Genomic DNA, 17,814 nt, shown 5'->3' with positions numbered 1-17,814 from the left:
CCTACACCTCGGGCCAGACCCAAACCTCCTCCCCTACCCTGAAGCCGTGAAAGAGGAGCAGCTCGGGGGCAAGCCGTAGCTCCGCCCCAAGCCCCTCTGCCCCCTCCACCGCCAAGGAGGCCTCCCGGGCTCCCCGCACCCGCACCCGGGCAAACTCCCCGTAGTGGACCCGCCAGGCGGCGAGGAGAAGCCCGTCCACCTGGGCCCCCCGCTTCCCCAGGGCCACCCGGAGCCTGGCGGCGTGGGGCACCCTGGGGGCCACCTCCACCAGGCGGAGCCGGGCCAGCCGCCCCAGGCGCTTGAGCACCTCCCCCAGGGGAAAGCCCGTGGCGGGAAGGAGGTCCAGGGGGCTTTTACCCCCTTCCAGGGCCAGGAGGAGGGCGAGCTCGGCGGGCTCCAGGGTGGCCTCGGCCTCTTTGGCCTTCGGGCTTGGCCGCACCAGGTCAAAAGGGCCCACCTCCACCCCCTCGTCCAACAGGCGAAGGGCCTCCAAGAGGTACCCCTCCAAGGGCCCGCTTAAGGAAGTGCGGGGCGCCCGCTCCCCGGGAAGAAAGCGAAAATCCCCCTCCTTAAGGGCGAGAAGGGCGAGAAGGGCCTCCTTCCCCTCCTTCCCTCGGTAGGCGGCGTGCACGGGCCTACCGCCCTCCAGGTAAACCTCCCCCCCCTCCACCCGGAAGACCCCGGTCTTTCCCCCCTGGGCCAAGAGTTGGAGGAGGTCGATGGGCCCTAAGAGGCGGAAATCGCCTTCCATAAAGCCCCCAGGTAGCCTTCCCCGAAGAAGTGGACGTGGGCCAAGAGGTAGTAGACCTGGTAGCGGGGAAGGGCCCTTTCCACCTCCTCGGGAACGGGGTAGGCCTCCCGGTACGCCCGCCAGAAGGTCTCGGGAAAACCGCCGAAGAGCCGCATCATGGCCAGGTCCACCCCCCGCTCCCCCACGAAGAAGGAAGGGTCCAGCAGGACCGGACCCCTTTGGGAAAAGTGCACGTTCCCGTGCCAGAGGTCACCGTGCAGGGGAGAAGGCCCCTCCGTGGGCAAAGGCCTGTGGAAAAGGGCCTCCACCTTGGGGCCCAGCCCGCCCAGCCGTTTCCAGGTGGCCCTTAGGAAAGGCTCCACGCACCGCAGGAAGAAAAACTCCGTCCAATCCCCCCCTTGCCTCCCGGGCAAGGGAAAGGTGCCCAAGAACCCGGCCCCCGCCCAGTAGGCCTCCCCCCGCCCCCGGTGCAGGGCCGCAAGCCCCCGCCCCAACCCCTCCCAGTCCTCAGGGCCTGGGGGGAGGTACTCCAGCACCAGGCCCTCCTCCCCCCACCAGTAGACCCTAGGGACCGGCGCGCCCCAGGCCCTCAAGGCGGAAAGCCCCTCGGCCTCCGCAGGAAACAGGCCTCGAGGAGGGTCTTCCGCCGTCTTCACCACGTAGGCCCCCACCCGGTAGACCCGGGCCATATCCCCCCCGTGGAGGGGGACAGGAGGGCCTTCCGCCTCAAGCCCCGCCTTCCTCAACAGGGACAGGGGGTCCATGCCTTTCCAAAAAGGCCCTGGCCGCGGCCTCCACCGTCCAGTAAACCTCCCGGCAGTCCTGGAGGTCCCCGTAGTAGGGGTCCGGCACCTCCCCCCCACCCAACTCCTCCAGGAGGAGGCGGGCCTTGCCCCGGGCCTCGGGAAAGCGCCTTTCCACCTCCCGCAGGTTCTCCCGGTCCATGACCAGGATGTGGTCGTAGTAGCGGGCGTCCTCCGGGGTCATGGCCCGGGCCACGTGGGGGAAGTAAGCCCCCTCCTCCTCCAAGACCCGCCGGGCCCTGGGGTCCATGGGCTCCCCGGCGTGCCAGGCCCCGGTGCCCGCCGAGTCCACCTCAAAGTGGGCCTCGAGGCCCCGCTCCTTCAGGAGCTTGCGGAAGGCTCCCTCGGCCAGGGGGCTACGGCAGATGTTTCCCAGGCACACGAAGAGCACGCGGACGGGCCGGTCCATGCTCCCATCATAAAGGGCCCCAACCCGGTTCCCCCACGCCGGCACGGGGTGGCCTCAGTAGGGCACCTCCGCCACCACTTCCGTACCCTTTCCGGGCTCGGAGCGCACCAGGAAACGCCCTCCCCTCGCCTCCACCCTCTCGCGCATCTGGGTAAGGCCAAACCCCCCTAGGCCCGCCGCCTCGGGGCTTTGGAAGCCCTTGCCGTTGTCCCTCACGGTAAGCCTTGCCCCCCGCTCTCCCAAGGGCTCCAGGACCACCTCCACCCGGGTGGGCTTGCCGTGCTTGGCGGCGTTGGTGAGGGCCTCCTGGAGCACCCGGAAGAGGACCAGCTCGCTGGCCTGGGAAAGCCCCACCCGCTCGGGCAAGGAGAGGAGCACCCGGAAGCCCGCCTGCTCGGCGAAGGCCTGGGCGTAGCGCCGCACGGACTCCAGAAAGCCGTAACGCTCCAGGTCAATGGGCCTTAGGGCGAAGATGCTCCGCCGGACCTCGCGGATCTGGGCCCTCAGGGTGTCCTTGACCTCCCGGAGGGCTTTAAGGGCCGCTTCCTGGTCCTTGGCCAAGAGCCTTTCCGCCAGGTCCAGCTTCAGGGCCATGAAGGCCAGGCTCTGGGCCAGCCCATCGTGGATCTCCCGGGCGATACGGGTCCTCTCCTCGTTGATGGCGAGCTCTTCCGCCCTGAGGTAGGCCTGGGCGTTCCGCACCGCCAGGGCCACCTGGGAGGCCAAAAAGGAGAGGAAGGGGATGCGGCGGGAAAGCCCCTGGCCTCTCAAGACCAGCACCCCCACGGTCTCCCGGGCCCTGAGGGGCAGGGCCAAGGTGTCCCGGGCCACGAAGATGGGGCCTTCCAAGGCTCCTCGCCAGGGGCCTTCCGGGAGAAAGGGGTGGCCCGGGAGATCCAGGTCCCGCACCACCCGGGGCACCAGGAAGCCCTCCTCGTCCAGGAGGAGCACCCCTCCCCCCTGGGCCTCGGCCCAGGCGCGGATGCGCTCCAGAAGACCTTCTAAGAGCCGGTCCAGGTTGGCCTCGGCCTTCAGGGCCTGGTCCACCTCGTAGAGGGTAAGGAAGTCCCGGCTCCGGGCCACCACGGACTGCAAGGCCCCCGCCACCTCGTGGGCCAGCACCTCCAAAAAGACCCGGTCAGGGGCCTCAGAGCAGGCTTCCAGAAAGCCCCTTAGGCCGGGGAGCTCCACCCTGAGCCCCCCGCACTCCTCCCCCGCCCGCACCCCCTCCACCTCCAGGGCCACCCCGTAGCCCAGGGTTTCCTGGAGGGCTTGGGCCAGGCGGCCTGTGGCCTCCTCCAGGTTCTGGCTCTTTAGGGCCTCCCGGAAGATCCTCCCCGCCGCCTGCAAACGGCGGTTGGCCTCCTCCAGGGCCCGCTCGGCCCGGACCTTTTCCAGGACCTCCTGGGCGATCCACTCCAAAACGGCGTAGGTCACCAAAGGCCCCACCAGGCCGTAAAAGCCCAGGCGGAGCCATAGGGTCATGTCCTGGTGCCGGTAGGGCAGAAGGGCCAGCTCAAAGGCCACCACCACGGCGGCGATCAAGGGCGGGAGGAGCCTTTGGGCCAGGCGGACCAGGCGCAGGAGGTTCTCGCTAACCATCTCGGTTCCTCATCCGGTAGCGGCTTTGGTGGAGAAGCCCCCTCAAGAGCTGGACCTCCCCGGGGGAAAGCCTCGCCTTGTGGAGGATGCGCCTCAGGCGGCGCATGGCGTAGGGGAAGCGGTTGGCATCGGTGAAGCCGATCTCCAAAATGTAGCGCCCCAGGTCCTGGAAGAGGGCCTCGAGGGCCGAGACCTCCGCCAGCTCCTCCTTAGGCCCCCCTTCCCCCTGGGAGGCCGCCTTGAAAAGCTCGTAGGCGAAGACCACCACCGCCTGGGCCAGGTTCAGGGAGGGCTGCTCGGGCGCCGTGGGGATGGTGCCGATGAGGTGGGCCAGGTCCAGCTCCTCGTTGGTGAGGCCGAAGGTCTCCCGGCCGAAGACCAAGGCCACCTCCCCCTCCGCGGAAAGCACGTGCCGGGGCACCTCCCAGGCGGGCACCACGGGAGCGGGGTAGAGCTCCCTCGGCCTCCCCGTGGTGGCCACCACCCGCTGCACCCCCCGAAGGGCCTCGAGGAGCCCAGGGGCCACCACCGCCTGGTCCAGGATCTCCTCCGCGTGCACCGCCAGCCAGTAGGCCTCCTGCGCCCAAGGCGGGCCCACCCGGGGCCCGGGGTTCACCACGTAAAGCCGAGAAAGGCCGAAGTTGCGCATGGCCCGGGCCACGGCCCCCACGTTCATGGGCTCTTGGGGCTCCACCAGGACCACGCGGACCTGGGCGAGGAGGCTCATGGGGTCCCCTCCGGGGGGGGTTCCTGGGGCGGGGGGGCCTCCGGTGGAGGGGGCGGCGGAGGCTCCTTGCCCCGGGGGAAGACCATCTGCACCCCGCCTTGGGAGGCGTACCCCGAAAGGAGGTCCACCCGCGCCCGCACTAGGCCCGAGGGCATGGGGAAGTCCCCGCCTGGGCGGCCCCTCAGCGCCTCGGCCACGAAGTCCCGGAAGATGGGGGGGTTCACCACCGAGCTGGAGGGCTCCCGCCCGCCCATGCGCAAGGGCTGGTTGTCGTCCCGCCCCACCCAGACCACCACGGAAAGCCCTTGGGTGAGGCCGGCGAACCAGAGGTCCCGGGCCTCGTTGGTGGTCCCGGTCTTCCCCCCCACCACCCGCCCCGGAACCCGCGCTCCCTTGGCCAGGCCCTTTTCCCCCAGGTCGTACACGTACCCCTTGAGGAGGTCCCAGCCCTGGTAGGCCGCCAGGGGGTCAAAGAGGCGGCGCCTTTCGGGGGCGGCCTGGTAGAGCACCCTCCCCTCGCCGTCCTCCACCCTTTGCACGTAGAGGGGCGCCACCCGGTAACCCCCGTTGGCGAAGGCGGCGTAGGCGGCGGCCAGGTCCACCGGGGTAATGGAAGCCCCCCCGATGGCGATGGCCAAGGTGGGGTACTTCACGGCGAACCCGGCCCGGGAGAGCTTCTCCGCCACCCGCTCCACGCCGATGGCCTGGGCGGTGTAGATGGCGGGCAGGTTCAAGGAGAGGTCCAGGGCGTAGCGCACGGTGATCTCCCGGTTGAGAAAGGTGCCGGAAAAGTTCTTGGGCCGCCAAAGCCCCCCAGGCTGGCTGGGGTCGGGGAACTCCAAGGGCCTGTCCGGCACCAAGGTGGCCTGGGTCCAGCCCGCCTCAAAGGCGGTGGCGTAAACGAAGGGCTTGACCGCGCTCCCCGGGTTCCTTAAGGCCCGGGTGGCCCGGTTGTACTCGTCCCCTTCCCGCCGCACCCCCCCCACCAGGGCCAAGACCTCTCCCGTCGCGGGGTCCAAGGCCACCAGGGCGAGCTCCGCCCCCTCAGGCAGGCGGGCCCTACGGGCCACCTCCTCCGCCGCCCGCTGCATGGCGGGGTCCAGGGTGGTGTAGACCTTAAGCCCCCCCTCCCCGTAGACCTTCTCCTTGCCAAAGCGGGCCTCGAGGAAGCGCCGCACCTCCAGGACGAAGTGGGGGGCCATGCGGTAGTCCAGCTGCCTGAGAAGGCGGGCTTCGGGGTCCACCAGGCGGGCCTCCAGGAGGTTGCCCTGGGCATCGTAGCGCGCCTCCCAGCCCTTTGGGACGAGGGGCTCTTTCCAGGCGGCCTCCGCCACCTCCTCGCTCACCCACCCCTCCTCCACCATCTTTTGGAGGAGAAGGCGCATCCTTTCCCGCACCCCCTTCAGGTCCTGGTAGCGGGCGTTGGGCGCGGGGATGAGGGAGGCCAGGTAAAGCCCCTCGGAGAGGGTGAGGGCGGCAGGGTCCTTGCCGAAATAGGCCTCCGCCGCCCCCTTGATGCCCACGGCGTTCCCCCCCCAGGGCACAACGTTTAAGTACATCTCCAGGATCTCCTCCTTGGTGTAGCGCCTCTCCAGCTCTAAAGCCAGGGCCCACTCCTTGAACTTCCGCTCCAAGGAGCGGGCCTGGGCCAGCTCCTTAAGGAGGGTGTTCTTGATGACCTGGGTGGTGATGGTGCTTCCCCCCTGCAGGTCCCCCCGGGCGATGGCGTAGACCGCCCCCAAAACCCTAAGAACGTCCACCCCGTAGTGCCGGAAGAAGCGGCGGTCCTCGGAGAACACCACGGCGGCCACCGCCGCCGGGGAGACCTCCGCAAGGCGGACCAGGCTCCGGTGGATGGCCCTACCCTCCTCCACGCTGGCGATCTGGGCCAGGGGGGTACCGTCCCGGGCGTAGAGGGTGGAGGTGGCGGTGAGGCGCAAGCGCTCAAACTGGGAGAGGTCCGGGAGGCCCCGGGTGTAGGCGTAGGCCAGATAGCCCAAGGCCAGAAGGACCCCAAAGAGAAGCCCCACAAGGGCGAGGAAGAGAAAGCGCAACGCCCGCACGCCCCTAAGTTTACCCTCTAGGCCGAAAGGCCCATAAACCGAAAGAGCTTCTCCCGGGTGAGAGGCTTTTCTATGGGGGTCACCCGCACCACCTCGGCGGTGGTGCGGAGCTTTTCCTGAGGGGAGATGAGGACGGCGAGGGGGACCTCCTTGAGCCGTCGCACGTGGCGGATGCGGGCGGCCACGGCGAAGGCGTCCACGTCCAGGTCCTCGTCCAAGAGGATATGGCGAGGGGTGTTAAGCCAAAAAAGGCCCTCCCGGGCCAGGTCAAACGCCTGAACGGGGAACCCCTTTCGGAAAGGACCAGCTCCACATAGGCCCGTAAGGCCTGGTTGCGGCTTAATAGGAGCGGGCCCGGATAGTCCGCCGCCACGGAAGCGGTCTATCCGGGCTTTGCGAAAGCTGTGTGAAAAAGGTGGCTGGGGCGCGTGGACTCGAACCACGACCGGCGGATCCAAAGTCCGCTGTCCTGCCATTAGACGACGCCCCAGCGGCCAAGGCCGATTGTAGAGCAAAAGGGAAGGGACGTCAAACGTTGAAAAGAATGTAGAGGACGTCCCCGTCCCGGACCTCGTAGTCCTTGCCCTCGAGGCGCACCCACCCCCGCTCCTTGGCCCGCGCCCACCCCCCGGCCTCCACCAAGCGGTCCCAGGGGATGACCTCGGCCCGGACGAAGCCCCGCTCCATGTCGGAGTGGATCTCCCCGGCGGCCTGGGGGGCCTTGGTCCCGCGCCGCACGGTCCAGGCCCGCACCTCCTTTTCCCCGGCGGTGAAGAAAGTGAGGAGGCCCAAAGCCCGGTAGCCCGCCCGGGCGAGGCGCTGGAGGCCGCTTTCCTTAAGCCCGTAGGCGGAAAGGAGCTCCTTGGCCTCCTCCTCGGAAAGCTCGGCGAGCTCGGCCTCGAGCCTCGCCGAGACCACCACCACCTCGGCCCCCTCCTCTTGCGCCTTCCGCCGCACCGCTTGGACGTGGGGGTTTTGCTCCCCCTCGGGCAGGTCCTCCTCGGCCACGTTGGCCACGTAGATCACGGGCTTGGCGGTGAGGAGGGGGGTCTCCTTGAGGAAGCGGGCCACCTCCTCCGAGGAGGGAAAGGTGCGGGCGGGCCTGCCTTCCTGGAGGTGGGCGTAAAGGGCCTCGGCCGCCTCTAGGAGGGAAAGCTTTTCCCGGTCGGCCCGGGCCTCCTTCCTCAGGCGCTCAAGCCGCTTCTCCAGGGTAGCGAGGTCGGCGAGGAGGAGCTCGGTTTCCACCACCTCCGCGTCCTCCAGGGGGTCCACCCGGCCCATGACGTGGACCACCTCGGGGTCGGGGAAGCAGCGGAGGACGTGGGCGATGGCCGCCACCTCGCGGATGTGGGCCAGGAACTGGTTCCCAAGCCCTTCCCCCTTGTGGGCCCCTTTGACGAGCCCGGCGATGTCCACGAACTCCACGTGGGTGGGCACCACGGGCGGCACCCGCTCCCCCTTGGCGAAGGCCTTCTGCAGGGCATAGAGCCTTTCGTCCTCCAGGGGCACCACCCCCACGTTCTTGTCTATGGTGGCGAAGGGGTAGTTGGCGGCGAGGGCCCCCGCCCGGGTGAGGGCGTTGAACAGGGTGGACTTGCCCACGTTGGGTAGACCTACGATTCCTACGGCAAGCATCTTGACCTCAAAAAAAGCCCCGAACGGGGCTTCTTCCCATCCTAGCACGCGGGTTTCGTATGATGGCGGGGTATGGACCTGGCCGCCCACATCGACCACACCCTCCTCCGGCCCACCGCCACCCCGGAGGAGGTGCTTAAGGCGGCGGAGGAGGCGCTGGAGTACGGGTTTTTTGGCCTCTGCATCCCCCCTTCCTTCGTGGCCCTGGTGCGCCAAGCCTACCCCCACGCGCCCTTCCGCCTGGTGACGGTGGTGGGGTTTCCCCTGGGCTACCAGGAGAAGGAGGCGAAGGCCCTGGAGGCCGCCCTCGCTTTGGCCCGAGGGGCGGACGAGGTGGACATGGTCATCCACCTGGGCCGGGCCAAGGCGGGGGAGGTGGCCTACGTGGAAGAGGAGGTGCGGGCGGTGCGGGAGGCCGTCCCCAAAGCGGTGCTCAAGGTGATCCTGGAAACGGGGTACTTCTCCCCCGAAGAGGTGGCCCGCCTGGCGGAGGCGGCCATAGGGGGAGGCGCGGACTTCCTCAAGACCTCCACGGGCTTTGGCCCTCGAGGGGCGAGCCTTTCGGACGTGGAGCTCCTCGTCCGGGTAGCCCGGGGCCGGGCCCAGGTGAAGGCGGCGGGGGGCATAAGGGACCGGGAAACCGCCCTCAAGATGCTGGAGGCCGGGGCCAAGAGGCTTGGCACCTCCAGCGGGGTGGCCCTGGTCAGGGGAGAAGGGGGAAACCTTGGGTACTAGAAGGCCCCGTAAGAAGGAGATCGCCGGGCTTCCCGGCTACCTCGTCCTTCTCGTCCTCCTTCTCCTTTGGCTCTTCCAGGAGCTCCGCCCCGGGCCCACCCCGGAAAAGGCCCCCCTGGAGGGAGGCGGGCCTGAGGTCTACTTCATGCCCGAGGACGGGGAAAGGGCCAAGGCCCGACTTCTCGCCCTCATGGACGGGGCCCAGGAAAGCCTGGAGGGGGCCTTCTACGAGTTCCGCGACCTGGAGATCGCCCAGGGCCTCCTGCGGGCGAAGCGGCGGGGGGTGAAGGTGCGGCTCTACGGGGAAAGCGACTACCGGGAGGACTTCCGCCGCTACCTGGTGGGGGCAAGCCTGGGGCAGACCCAAGAACCTCCCCGGGTGCCCCAGGCGGCCCTAAGGGAGAGGGTGCGCCCCACCTCCCTAGAGTGCGAGGAGATCGCGGGCATTCCCGTGTGCTACGACGAGCGGGAAGGCTTCATGCACCACAAGTTCCTGGTGGCGGACGGGAAGGCGGTGTGGACGGGGAGCACCAACATGACCTGGAACGCCTTCGCCCGCAACAACGAAAACAGCCTCCTCCTCCCCTCCCCCACCCTGGCCCAGGGCTACGCCCGGGAGTTCCAGGCCCTCTTCGGAGGGGAGAAGGAAGGCCTGGGCCTTCCCGTGGCCTTCCGCCTCGAGGACCCCCCCCTCTCGGGAAGAGCCTACTTCAGCCCCAAGGGAGGGGAGAGGGCGCGGGAGGCCCTCCTTCAGGCCGTGGCCCAGGCCAGGAAGGAGATCCTGGTAGCCGCCTTCGTCCTCACCGACCGAAAGCTGGTAGAGGCCCTGGAAAAGGCCCACCAAAGGGGCGTCCAGGTGCGGGTCCTCCTGGAAAGCCGCAACCTGAGGGATAGCCGCGAGGAGGACCTATTCAAGGCGGGCATCCCCGTGCGCCAGGACGGGAACCCCTACACCCTCCATCACAAGGTCATCGTCCTGGACGGGACCAGGGTGGTCACGGGAAGCTACAACTTCACCGCCAGGGCCTGGCAGGTGAACAACGAGAACCTCCTGGTCCTGGAAAGCCCCCCTTTGGCGGAGCGGTACCGCCGGGAGGTGCTGCGGTTATGGGAGGAAGGGAAACCCCTCTGATACCAGCCCACGCTGGCTTACGCCAGCACGGGGGCCCTGGAAAGGGCCATTCCCAGGGCCGTTCTGCCTCGGCTTGGGAGAAGGATTCCCGCCAAAAGGGCACGATCCCGCCTTCGGAGGGCTCCCCCGTCCTGGTTCTGGCCTCCGGTAGCCCCCGGAGGAAGGCCCTTCTTGAGGCTTTGGGCTACCGCGTGCGGGTGGTGGTGCCGGGGGTAGAGGAAGAAGACCTCCCCCTTCCCCCTAAGGCCCTGGCCCAGGCCCTGGCCCGGCGCAAAGGGGAGGCCGTGAGGGGGGAATGGGTCCTGGCCGCGGACACGGTGGTGGACCTGGACGGGGAGGTTCTGGGCAAGCCCAAGGACCCGGAGGAAAACCGCCTCTTCCTCAGGCGCCTCTCGGGCAGGCCCCACCTGGTGCACACCGCCTTCTACCTCCGCACCCCAAAGGAGATGGTGGAGGAAGTGCACACGGCCAAGGTCTTCTTCCGGCCGCTTTCCGAGGAGGAGATCGCCTGGTACGTGGATAGCGGCGAGGGCCTGGACAAGGCGGGGGGCTACGGGGCCCAGGGCTTGGGCATGGCCCTCCTGGAGCGGGTGGAGGGGGACTTCTACACCGTGGTGGGCCTCCCCGTCTCCCGGGTCTTCGCCCTCCTTTGGGAACGGGGGTTCCGGCCATGAGGGAAACCGCCCTCCGCCGAGGCCTCCTCTTCCTTTTCCTCCTTTTGGGCCTCGCCCTTTCCGCCCTTACCCGGCCCCTGGCCCCCAGGCTCACCCTGGCCCTCTCTCCCCTCACCGCCCCCCTGCCCGCCTGGGGCTACCGCCTGGGGCAGAACCTGAAGGCGGCCTTGAGCGCCCTGGCCAACCGCCAGGACCTCTACGGGGAAAATCGGGCCCTAAGAGCCAAGGTGGCCCTCCTGGAGGCGGAGAACAAACGCCTCGCCCTCAAGGTGAACCAGCTGGAGCGCGCCCTCCGGGTCCGCCAAAGCCAGGCCCCCGGGCTTTGGGCCGTGGCCCCCGTGGTGGGGGAGGACCTTTCGGGCCTCTACCGCCGCCTGGTCCTGGGCCTGGGGGAGCGGGACGGCCTCCGGGTGGGCATGCCCGTCACCGCCCCCGAAGGGCTGGTGGGCCTGGTGGTGGAAGTGGAGGAGCGGCGGGCCCTGGTGCGCACCCTTCTGGACCCGGAAAGCCAGGTGGGGGTGCGCCCCGAGAGGGCCCCGGGGAGGGGCATCGCCCGGGGGGCCCCTCCCGGCCACCTCGTGGCCGAGTTTCCCCCCAGCGTGAGGCTCAACCCGGGGGACCTCCTCCTCACCGGGGCCCCTTTAGGGCTTTTCCCCGACGGCATCCCCGTGGGCAGGGTGGAGCGGGTGGAGCGGTCCCCGGGAGGCTTAAAACTTCGGGCCTGGGTCCGCCCCTTGGTGGACCTCTCCCTCCTGGAAGAGGTCATGGTCCTGAGGCCCCTATGATCCCCTTCCTGGCCCTTCTCACCCTCTTCCTCTCGGGGCTCCTTTCCGCCCTCTGGCCCCAAGGGGCCATGGCCCCCGATCTCTTCCTGGTCCTGGCCCTCTGGTACGCCGCCCGAAGGCCTTTTTACCTGGGCCTGCCCGCAGCCTTCTCCTTGGGCCTTCTTCAAGACCTTCTGGGCTACGGGCTCTTGGGGCTCCACGCGGTGGGCCTCACCCTGGCCACCTACGCCTTTTACGCCGCCGGCCGCCGCCTAAGCCCAGAGGGCTACCTCCCCCGCCTCTTCGCCTTCTTCTGGGCTTTTCTGGCCAAGTGGCTCGGCTACTGCCTGGTGGCCTACTGGCTCCGCCTGGACCTGCCGCCCCTGGTTCTTGGGGACCTGCTTTTGGAAGGTCTTTTCACCCTCCCCCTTTACCTCCTCGCCCTGCGCCTGGGTAGATCCCCATGATCGGCCGCCTCTACGCCCTAATGGTGTTTTTTCTCGTGGCCTTCGGCCTCCTTGGCCTTCGGGCTTGGCAGCTTCAGGTCCTGGAGCACGAGAGGTACGCCCTTAGGAGCCAGGGCAACTACCTGAAAACCGAGGGCCTTCCCGCCCCCAGGGGCCGGATCCTGGACCGCAAGGGCCGGGTCATCGCCCAGGACCGCCTGGTGGTGGACCTGGTCTACGAGGGCGGAGAAGTTCTCTTCAAGGAAAGGCTCTTGCCCCTTCTGGGCTTGAAGGATCTGCCCAGGGCCCAAGGCCCCGTGGTGCTGAAGGCGGGGGTCCCGGAGCACCTCTTGCCCACCCTGGCCGAGCTCACCGCCGGCCAGAAGAACCTGAAGCTGGTGGAGCGGGTGGAGCGCTACTACCCCAATCCCATCTCCGGGCCGGTTTTGGGCTACGTCCTCCTGGCCAACGCGGAGCAGGTGAAGCGGGGCTACAGCCCCGAGGAAGAGGTGGGCCAGGCGGGCCTCGAGGCCGCCCTGGAACCCTATCTGAGGGGAAGGCGGGGCGTGAAGGCCGTGGAGGTGAACGTCAAAGGCGAGCGCCTCCGGGAAACCGTCTTGGAGGAGCCTGTACCCGGCCAGGACGTGGTCCTCACCCTGGACCTGGACCTGCAGAAGGCGGCGGAACGGGCCCTGGAGGAGGCTTTGGACGACATCAACGCCGGTAGGCGCCTCCAGGGGCTTCCCTTAGCCCGAAGGGTCAAGGGGGCCATCGTGGCCCTGGACCCGAGGAGCGGGGAGGTGCTGGCCATGGCCTCCTCCCCCTCCTTTGACCCGAACCTCTTCGCCAGGCGCCCGGTGCCCAAGGAGGTGGGGGCCCTTCTCCAAGACCCCGACCTCCCCCTCCTCAACCGGGCGGTCCAGCCCTACACCCCCGGCTCCACCTTCAAGCTGGCCACGAGCTACGCCCTCCTGGAGGAGGGGTACGTGACCCCCACCACCACCTTCCGCTGCAGCCCCTATATCGTCTTCGGCGGGCAGATCCGGCGCAACTGGGCCGGCCGGGACATGGGCCCCATGACGGTTCGGGAGGCCATCGCCTGGAGCTGCAACACCTGGTACTACCAGGCGGTGGCCCAGGACCCCCTGGGCTTCGTGGATCGCCTGGCGGAAAGAGCCCGGCTCCTAGGTCTCGGAGAGGGCACGGGCCTGGAGGTGGCCGAGAAGGTGGGCCTCCTCCCCACCCGTGCCTGGAAGCGGGAGGCTTACGGGGAGCCCTGGTACCCCGGGGAAACCCTCTCCGTGGCCATCGGGCAAGGTCCCGTTCTGGCGAGCCCCGCCCAGATCGCCCGGATGCTCGCCACCCTGGCCAACGGCGGGTTCAGACCCCAGCTCCACCTGGTGAAGCGCCTGGGCAAGGCCGAGATGCGCCCGGAGGGGCAAAGGGTACCTGGGCGCTACTGGCAGGTCCTGCAGGAGGGCCTTCGCAAAACCGTGACCGAGGGCACGGCCCGGCACGTCCTGGGGAGCTTTCCCGTGCCCACCGGGGGCAAGACCGGCACCGCCGAAACCCCGAGCAAACGGGTGGGGCTGGAACACGCCTGGTACATGGGCTACGGCCCCACCGATCCGGGCGCCCCCTACCCACCCCTGGTGGTGGTGGCCTTCTTTGAAAACGGCGGGGAGGGCAGCCGGGTGGCCCTTCCTGCGGTGAAGAAGGTCATGGCCGCCTACTGGGGGATAGCCCGGTAGAATAGCCCCATGCGGCTTCGCGCCACCCCCAAGGCCCTGGCCCTTCGCCTGGACGGCGGCGAAACCCCCGAGGCCATCCGGTCCTTGGACCTGCCCGAGGGGTTACCCTTGGAGGTGGAGGTGGCGGGCCCCGTGGGCCAGGAGGTCCTGGAGGCCCTCCTCGCCCTGGGGCGGCCCCTCACCCTGTCTCCCCCTCGAGGGCGCCTCCCCGTGGGCACCCTGGTGGTGGCCAAGACCTTGCGCTCTGGAGAACGGGTGGAGCACCCGGGCACCGTGGTGGTCCTGGGGGACGTGAACCCTGGAGCGGAGGTGGTGGCGGGGGGGGACGTGATCGTGGTGGGCAAGCTGAGGGGCCTGGCCCACGCCGGGGCTTTGGGGGACGAGGAGCGCTTCATCTTCGCCCTGGAGCTCGCCGCGAAGCAGGTGCGCATCGGCCCCCATCTGGCCCAGGCCCCGGAAGGGGAAAAGGCCCGGGGCCCCGAACGGGCCCGGGTGGAGGGGGGCCGGATCGTGGTGGAGCCCTGGGCTAGAAGGTAAGGCCTCCGGTTTCCACGCCGTAGCGCTTGAGCACCAGGTAAATAATCCAGCCCGTGAGGGCCACGTAGAGCCAGACGGGGACCAGGACCCGCGCCCAGCGCCTGTGCAGGGCAAACTCCTCGCGAAAAGCCCGCCAGATGACGTAGAGGGCCAGGGGCCCGTTGATGGCGGCGAGGAGGGTGTGGCTGAGGAGCACGAAGTAGTACGCCCCCCGCCAGGCTTCGGGGCCCCCGTAGGCCGTGGTGCCGTAGAGCCCCCACTTGGCCAGGTAGAAGACCAAAAAGAGGACGGCCAGGCCCGTGGCGGTGAGCATCGCCCGGTGGTGCGCTACCCGGTTCCCTCTCCGGATGAGGGCCACGCCCCCCAGCAAGGCCAACCCCGAAAGCACGATGGACCAGACCGCCAAAAGCCCCAAGAGCTCCTTCATTTTCCCTCCCAGGTCCCGGCCAACCGCTCGGCCATGAGCCGCACCGCCTCCAGCCGGGCGGTGCGGGCGTAGCTATACCCCCTCAGGTAGTCCTCCTCCTTCCTTAAGGCCTGGTACAGACGGAGGTAAGCCACCGCCAAAAGCCCGTCCCGCTCCCGGGAAGGGGGCAGGCGGTGCAGGAGCTTGGCGATCTCCCGGATTCTGGAAGAGGCCTCAGGGTGGGGAGGTGTCTCCCTCAAGGCCCGGGCCAGATGGGCCAAGGTTTCGCCGGTATCCGGCATACCGAGGGGCAGTGTACCACGGCTAGGGAAGGCGGCGGGAGGAGCGGTTCCCGGCGGCGTCCACCGCCACCAGGAGGGCCCCTCGAGGCGCCTCCACAAAGAAGGGAACCCTCGCCTCCTTGGGTAGGGAGAGGGGGGTGAACCGTCCCCCCACCTGGAGGGTCACCCGGTCCACCCCCACGTTGTCCTCCACCCAGCCGTAAACCCGGACCCGGGCCCCTTCCTCCTCCACCCGCTCCACCACGATGCGGGGGGGCGAGGCGTCCAGGACCAAGGGCACCCGCTTTTCCCCCCGGTTGCCCAGGAGATCCTCCGCCTCGAGGCGCACCTCCACCTGCCCCGAGGCGGGAGCCCGCAGGCGGAAACGGAAGCGGACGAGCTTCTTCCCCTTCTCCTCCGGGGGAAGCACCTCCTGGCCTCCTGCCCGCACGCTCGCCACCCCCGAGGGGTCAAAGGCGTAGCCCTCCACCAAGAGGTTCCGCCCAGGGGCGAGGCCCCCTCCGCCGGGCTCCACCAGGCCGAGTTCCGGCGGAGCCGTGTCGGGCCGGGCGCAGGAAGCGAGCAAAAAAACAAGGAGGGGAAGCCAACGCATCCCCTCCAGTTTACCCCTTCGCCACAACGGCGCTAAAAGCCGTAGTTCACGCCGACCTTCAAGCAGTAGACAAAAGCCCCTTAGCGACCCTGAGGGTTAAGCCCGTCAAGTGGTGTAGAGGGCATTTATGCGCACGTACCCCTCGGTGAGGTCGCAGCCATAGGCCTCCCCTTCCCCCTCCCCCTCCCCCAGGTCCACCAAGACCTCCACCTCCTCGGCCCGCATGGCCCGGCTCGCCGCCTCCCGGTCAAAGGGGAGGGCCCCCCCCTCGTAGAGGGGGATCCCCTGGAGAACGATGCGCACCCGTAAGGGATCAAACCGAGCCCCCGAGTTGCCGAGGGCGGCCAGGATCCTGCCCCAGTTGGGATCGTTGCCGTAGAGGGCGGCCTTCCAGAGGGCGCTCCCCGCGATGGCCCTCGCCGCCCGCCGCGCCTCCTCCGCCGTGGCCGCCCCCCTTACCCGCACCACCATGAGCTTGGTGGCCCCCTCCCCGTCCCGGGCGATCATGCGGGCGAGCGTTTGGGCGACCTCCTCCACCGCCTTGAAGAAGTCCTCCAAGGGTACCTCCCCATAGGCCCCGTTGGCCATGAGGAGGGCCAGGTCGTTGGTGGAGGTGTCCCCGTCCACGGTCACCTGGTTGAAGGTGCGGTCCACGATGCCCCCCCAGGCCTCCCTTAGGGCCTTCTGGGGAACCAGCGCGTCCGTCACTAAAAAGGCCAGCATGGTGGCCATGTTGGGGTGGATCATGCCGCTTCCCTTGGCGAGGCCCACGATCCTCGCCCCCCCCACCTCGGCCTCGGCCACCTTGGCCACCAGGTCCGTGGTGAGGATGGCCTCGGCGAAGGGATCGGCGAAGGGAGCCAGATCTATCTGGGGTAAGCCCCTCTCTATCTTTTCCACGGGCAAGGGCACGCCGATGACCCCGGTGGAGGCGGTGAGGACCTCCCCCGGGGAAAGCCCAAGGCGCAAGGCGGCGAGCTCGGCCATGCGCCGGTCGTCCTGGAAGCCCCTCTCCCCGGTGGCGCAGTTGGCGTTCCCGGCGTTCACCACCACGGCCCTCAAGGGCTTCCCCGAGGCGTAAAGCGCCCTCCCCCGGTGGATGGAAGGAGCCGCGGCCCGGTTCCTGGTGGCCACGTAGGCCCAGGCGGCGGGAAGGCCAGAAACCAAAAGGGCGAGGTCGGGCTTGCCCGAGGGCTTGATCCCCGCCCGGGTGGCCCCCGCCCTAAATCCCCTAGGAAGCCTCACGGCCATACGCCCTCCTTGGGAAGCGCGGTCTCCTCGGAAAAGCCCAGCATCAGGTTCAGGTTCTGCACCGCCTGGCCCGCCATGCCCTTCACCAGGTTGTCCAAGGCGGCGAAGACCAGGACCCGCCCGGTCCTTTCCTCGTAGAGGGGCCTGAGGTCCACCCGGTTGCTTCCCAGGGTGCCCTTGGTCTCGGGAAGCCCCTCGAGGACCCGCACAAAGGGCTCCTTGGCGTAAAAGTCCCGATAAAGCGCCTCCAGGGCCCCCTGGCTCCAAGCGCCCTCCACCTCCGCCTCGGCGGTGACGAGAATCCCCCGGGTCATGGGCACCAGGTGGGGGGTGAAGGAAAGCCGCAGCGCCCTCGCCTCCCCGTGGGTGCGCACCCGCCTCCCCTGGGCCAAGACCCTCCCCAGGTTTTGCTCCATCTCGGGGATGTGGCGGTGGGCGCCCCCCGCCTTATAGGGCTTGAGGTTCTCGTTCACCTCGGCGAAGAAGGTGCCTTCCCCCTCCCGCCCCGCCCCCGAGACCCCGCTTAGGCCCACCACGAAGGCCCCCTTCAAGACCCCTTCCGCCGCCAAGGGGGCGAGGGCCAGGGTGGTGGCGGTGACGTAGCAGCCAGGGTTGGCCACGAGCCTCGCCCCTTTAAGCTCCTCCCGGTGGAGCTCGGGGAGGCCGTAGACCGCTTCCCGGTAGAGGTCCGGGCTCTTATGGGGGATGCGGTACCAGGCCTCGTAGACCTCGGGGGGCAGGCGGAAGTCCCCGGAGAGGTCAATGGCCCGTTTGCCGGCCTTTAGGGCCCTGGGAGCGATCTCCATGGAAAGCCCGTTGGGAAGAGCGAGGAAGACCACCTCCGCCCGCTCCAGGACCTCCTCTTGGGAGGCGAAGGGCCTCCCGTCCCAAAGCTGGGGCCAGGCGGCCTCGAGGGGCCTTCCCTCATGCTTCCGGCTGGAAAACCCCACGAGCTCCACCCCGGGGTGGGCCTTGAGGAGCCTGAGGAGCTCCGCCCCCCCGTACCCCGAGGCCCCGAGGATCCCCACCCTCACCACGGGACCTCCAGGCTGGCCTCGGGGAAGGCCAGGGGGGAAACCCTTTCCCCGGGCTTCACCCAGATCTGCTCCCGGTAGTGGTCCCCCTCGGGGGTGCGGAAGAGGAGGAGCCGCCCGCCCAGGAGGTCCTGGACCCAGACCTCCGGCACGCCCCCCTTGGCGTAGAGGGGGACCTTCTTGGAGAGGTCATAGTCCAG

At 69.0% G+C, this 17,814-nt stretch carries 20 protein-coding genes, 1 tRNA gene and 1 pseudogene; 7 read left to right on the top strand and 15 right to left on the bottom strand.

The features are described 5' to 3' along the window. Position 1 precedes the first annotated feature (1 nt). The 9 genes and pseudogenes from AC01Y6_RS01085 to ychF form a co-directional block, all read right to left on the bottom strand. A complete protein-coding gene (locus tag AC01Y6_RS01085) occupies positions 2-751 on the bottom strand; it encodes a DUF4388 domain-containing protein (RefSeq protein WP_476669856.1) in 750 nt (249 codons plus the stop codon). After that, entirely contained in the window at positions 727-1,515 is a 789-nt protein-coding gene (locus AC01Y6_RS01080) for a fructosamine kinase family protein (protein ID WP_476669854.1), read from the bottom strand. Before AC01Y6_RS01080 ends, AC01Y6_RS01085 begins: the two co-directional genes overlap by 25 nt. After that, positions 1,478-1,963: a low molecular weight protein-tyrosine-phosphatase gene (locus tag AC01Y6_RS01075; protein WP_476669853.1), complete on the bottom strand. Its 486-nt coding sequence runs from the start codon at positions 1,961-1,963 to the stop codon at positions 1,478-1,480. The genes AC01Y6_RS01080 and AC01Y6_RS01075 overlap by 38 nt, the downstream gene beginning before the upstream one ends. Positions 1,964-2,017: 54 nt before the next feature. Then, a complete protein-coding gene (locus AC01Y6_RS01070) occupies positions 2,018-3,565 on the bottom strand; it encodes a sensor histidine kinase (RefSeq protein WP_476669852.1) in 1,548 nt (515 codons plus the stop codon). Next, complete coding sequence (locus AC01Y6_RS01065) at positions 3,558-4,292, bottom strand: RNA methyltransferase (RefSeq protein WP_428716911.1); 735 nt, start codon at positions 4,290-4,292, stop codon at positions 3,558-3,560. The genes AC01Y6_RS01070 and AC01Y6_RS01065 overlap by 8 nt, the downstream gene beginning before the upstream one ends. Continuing rightward, on the bottom strand, positions 4,289-6,355 hold the full coding sequence (locus AC01Y6_RS01060; RefSeq protein WP_476669851.1) for a transglycosylase domain-containing protein: 2,067 nt from the start codon (positions 6,353-6,355) through the stop codon (positions 4,289-4,291). Before AC01Y6_RS01060 ends, AC01Y6_RS01065 begins: the two co-directional genes overlap by 4 nt. Positions 6,356-6,372: 17 nt before the next feature. After that, positions 6,373-6,728 (bottom strand): annotated as a pseudogene (locus AC01Y6_RS01055) (response regulator). A gap of 43 nt (positions 6,729-6,771) precedes the next feature. Beyond that, a tRNA-Gln gene (locus AC01Y6_RS01050) sits at positions 6,772-6,845 on the bottom strand. 38 nt (positions 6,846-6,883) lie between these two features. Continuing rightward, positions 6,884-7,990 (bottom strand): redox-regulated ATPase YchF, encoded by a 1,107-nt coding sequence (ychF, locus tag AC01Y6_RS01045; protein ID WP_476669850.1) that lies wholly within the window; start codon positions 7,988-7,990, stop codon positions 6,884-6,886. A 72-nt stretch (positions 7,991-8,062) separates the two neighbouring features. On the opposite strand from ychF, the gene deoC reads away from it, so the two are divergent. From deoC to minC, 7 genes are all read left to right on the top strand, one after another. Next, entirely contained in the window at positions 8,063-8,725 is a 663-nt protein-coding gene (gene deoC / locus AC01Y6_RS01040; protein ID WP_428720021.1) for a deoxyribose-phosphate aldolase, read from the top strand. Continuing rightward, positions 8,715-9,857, top strand: a complete 1,143-nt coding sequence (locus AC01Y6_RS01035) for a phospholipase D-like domain-containing protein (protein ID WP_428721293.1) — start codon at positions 8,715-8,717, stop codon at positions 9,855-9,857. The genes deoC and AC01Y6_RS01035 overlap by 11 nt, the downstream gene beginning before the upstream one ends. Positions 9,858-9,961: 104 nt before the next feature. Then, entirely contained in the window at positions 9,962-10,531 is a 570-nt protein-coding gene (locus AC01Y6_RS01030; RefSeq protein ID WP_428720026.1) for a Maf family protein, read from the top strand. Beyond that, positions 10,528-11,316 carry a rod shape-determining protein MreC gene (gene mreC / locus AC01Y6_RS01025; protein ID WP_476669848.1) on the top strand — a complete coding sequence of 263 codons (789 nt, stop codon included), beginning with the start codon at positions 10,528-10,530 and terminating at the stop codon, positions 11,314-11,316. Before AC01Y6_RS01030 ends, mreC begins: the two co-directional genes overlap by 4 nt. Further along, entirely contained in the window at positions 11,313-11,762 is a 450-nt protein-coding gene (gene mreD, locus AC01Y6_RS01020; protein ID WP_476669846.1) for a rod shape-determining protein MreD, read from the top strand. Before mreC ends, mreD begins: the two co-directional genes overlap by 4 nt. Continuing rightward, positions 11,759-13,492 (top strand): penicillin-binding transpeptidase domain-containing protein, encoded by a 1,734-nt coding sequence (locus tag AC01Y6_RS01015; RefSeq protein ID WP_476669845.1) that lies wholly within the window; start codon positions 11,759-11,761, stop codon positions 13,490-13,492. Before mreD ends, AC01Y6_RS01015 begins: the two co-directional genes overlap by 4 nt. 9 nt (positions 13,493-13,501) lie before the next feature. Then, on the top strand, positions 13,502-14,029 hold the full coding sequence (gene minC / locus AC01Y6_RS01010) for a septum site-determining protein MinC (protein WP_347242040.1): 528 nt from the start codon (positions 13,502-13,504) through the stop codon (positions 14,027-14,029). Here minC and AC01Y6_RS01005 read toward each other — a convergent pair. From AC01Y6_RS01005 to AC01Y6_RS00980, 6 genes are all read right to left on the bottom strand, one after another. Continuing rightward, positions 14,019-14,456 carry a DUF420 domain-containing protein gene (locus tag AC01Y6_RS01005; protein WP_476669844.1) on the bottom strand — a complete coding sequence of 146 codons (438 nt, stop codon included), beginning with the start codon at positions 14,454-14,456 and terminating at the stop codon, positions 14,019-14,021. The two genes, minC and AC01Y6_RS01005, sit on opposite strands and share 11 nt — an antisense overlap. Then, positions 14,453-14,737, bottom strand: a complete 285-nt coding sequence (locus tag AC01Y6_RS01000) for a hypothetical protein (RefSeq protein WP_347242038.1) — start codon at positions 14,735-14,737, stop codon at positions 14,453-14,455. The genes AC01Y6_RS01005 and AC01Y6_RS01000 overlap by 4 nt, the downstream gene beginning before the upstream one ends. Positions 14,738-14,759: 22 nt before the next feature. Then, positions 14,760-15,329: a hypothetical protein gene (locus AC01Y6_RS00995; RefSeq protein WP_428721298.1), complete on the bottom strand. Its 570-nt coding sequence runs from the start codon at positions 15,327-15,329 to the stop codon at positions 14,760-14,762. A 105-nt stretch (positions 15,330-15,434) separates the two neighbouring features. Continuing rightward, complete coding sequence (gene argJ, locus AC01Y6_RS00990; RefSeq protein ID WP_428721299.1) at positions 15,435-16,580, bottom strand: bifunctional glutamate N-acetyltransferase/amino-acid acetyltransferase ArgJ; 1,146 nt, start codon at positions 16,578-16,580, stop codon at positions 15,435-15,437. Then, a complete protein-coding gene (gene argC / locus AC01Y6_RS00985; RefSeq protein WP_476669869.1) occupies positions 16,571-17,608 on the bottom strand; it encodes an N-acetyl-gamma-glutamyl-phosphate reductase in 1,038 nt (345 codons plus the stop codon). Before argC ends, argJ begins: the two co-directional genes overlap by 10 nt. A gap of 2 nt (positions 17,609-17,610) precedes the next feature. Then, a partial coding sequence (locus AC01Y6_RS00980; RefSeq protein WP_476669843.1) for a Uma2 family endonuclease occupies positions 17,611-17,814 on the bottom strand: 204 nt, incomplete at its 5' end.

This window comes from Thermus sp. (assembly GCF_056332225.1).
Note: the sequence above shows the minus strand (reverse complement) of the source record. Positions and strands in the feature narration are given on the sequence as shown.

Bases quoted from the DNA above. Each gene is read 5' to 3' on its own strand.
- AC01Y6_RS01015 (WP_476669845.1), top strand. From the start codon at position 11,759: ATGATCGGCCGCCTCTACGCCCTAATGGTGTTTTTTCTCGTGGCCTTC.
- AC01Y6_RS01080 (WP_476669854.1), bottom strand. From the start codon at position 1,515: ATGGACCCCCTGTCCCTGTTGAGGAAGGCGGGGCTTGAGGCGGAAGGC.
- AC01Y6_RS01065 (WP_428716911.1), bottom strand. From the start codon at position 4,292: ATGAGCCTCCTCGCCCAGGTCCGCGTGGTCCTGGTGGAGCCCCAAGAG.
- AC01Y6_RS01085 (WP_476669856.1), bottom strand. From the start codon at position 751: ATGGAAGGCGATTTCCGCCTCTTAGGGCCCATCGACCTCCTCCAACTC.
- AC01Y6_RS01070 (WP_476669852.1), bottom strand. From the start codon at position 3,565: ATGGTTAGCGAGAACCTCCTGCGCCTGGTCCGCCTGGCCCAAAGGCTC.
- minC (WP_347242040.1), top strand. From the start codon at position 13,502: ATGCGGCTTCGCGCCACCCCCAAGGCCCTGGCCCTTCGCCTGGACGGC.
- deoC (WP_428720021.1), top strand. From the start codon at position 8,063: ATGGACCTGGCCGCCCACATCGACCACACCCTCCTCCGGCCCACCGCC.
- mreC (WP_476669848.1), top strand. From the start codon at position 10,528: ATGAGGGAAACCGCCCTCCGCCGAGGCCTCCTCTTCCTTTTCCTCCTT.
- ychF (WP_476669850.1), bottom strand. From the start codon at position 7,990: ATGCTTGCCGTAGGAATCGTAGGTCTACCCAACGTGGGCAAGTCCACC.
- argJ (WP_428721299.1), bottom strand. From the start codon at position 16,580: ATGGCCGTGAGGCTTCCTAGGGGATTTAGGGCGGGGGCCACCCGGGCG.
- AC01Y6_RS01000 (WP_347242038.1), bottom strand. From the start codon at position 14,737: ATGCCGGATACCGGCGAAACCTTGGCCCATCTGGCCCGGGCCTTGAGG.
- AC01Y6_RS00995 (WP_428721298.1), bottom strand. From the start codon at position 15,329: ATGCGTTGGCTTCCCCTCCTTGTTTTTTTGCTCGCTTCCTGCGCCCGG.
- AC01Y6_RS01005 (WP_476669844.1), bottom strand. From the start codon at position 14,456: ATGAAGGAGCTCTTGGGGCTTTTGGCGGTCTGGTCCATCGTGCTTTCG.
- mreD (WP_476669846.1), top strand. From the start codon at position 11,313: ATGATCCCCTTCCTGGCCCTTCTCACCCTCTTCCTCTCGGGGCTCCTT.
- AC01Y6_RS01075 (WP_476669853.1), bottom strand. From the start codon at position 1,963: ATGGACCGGCCCGTCCGCGTGCTCTTCGTGTGCCTGGGAAACATCTGC.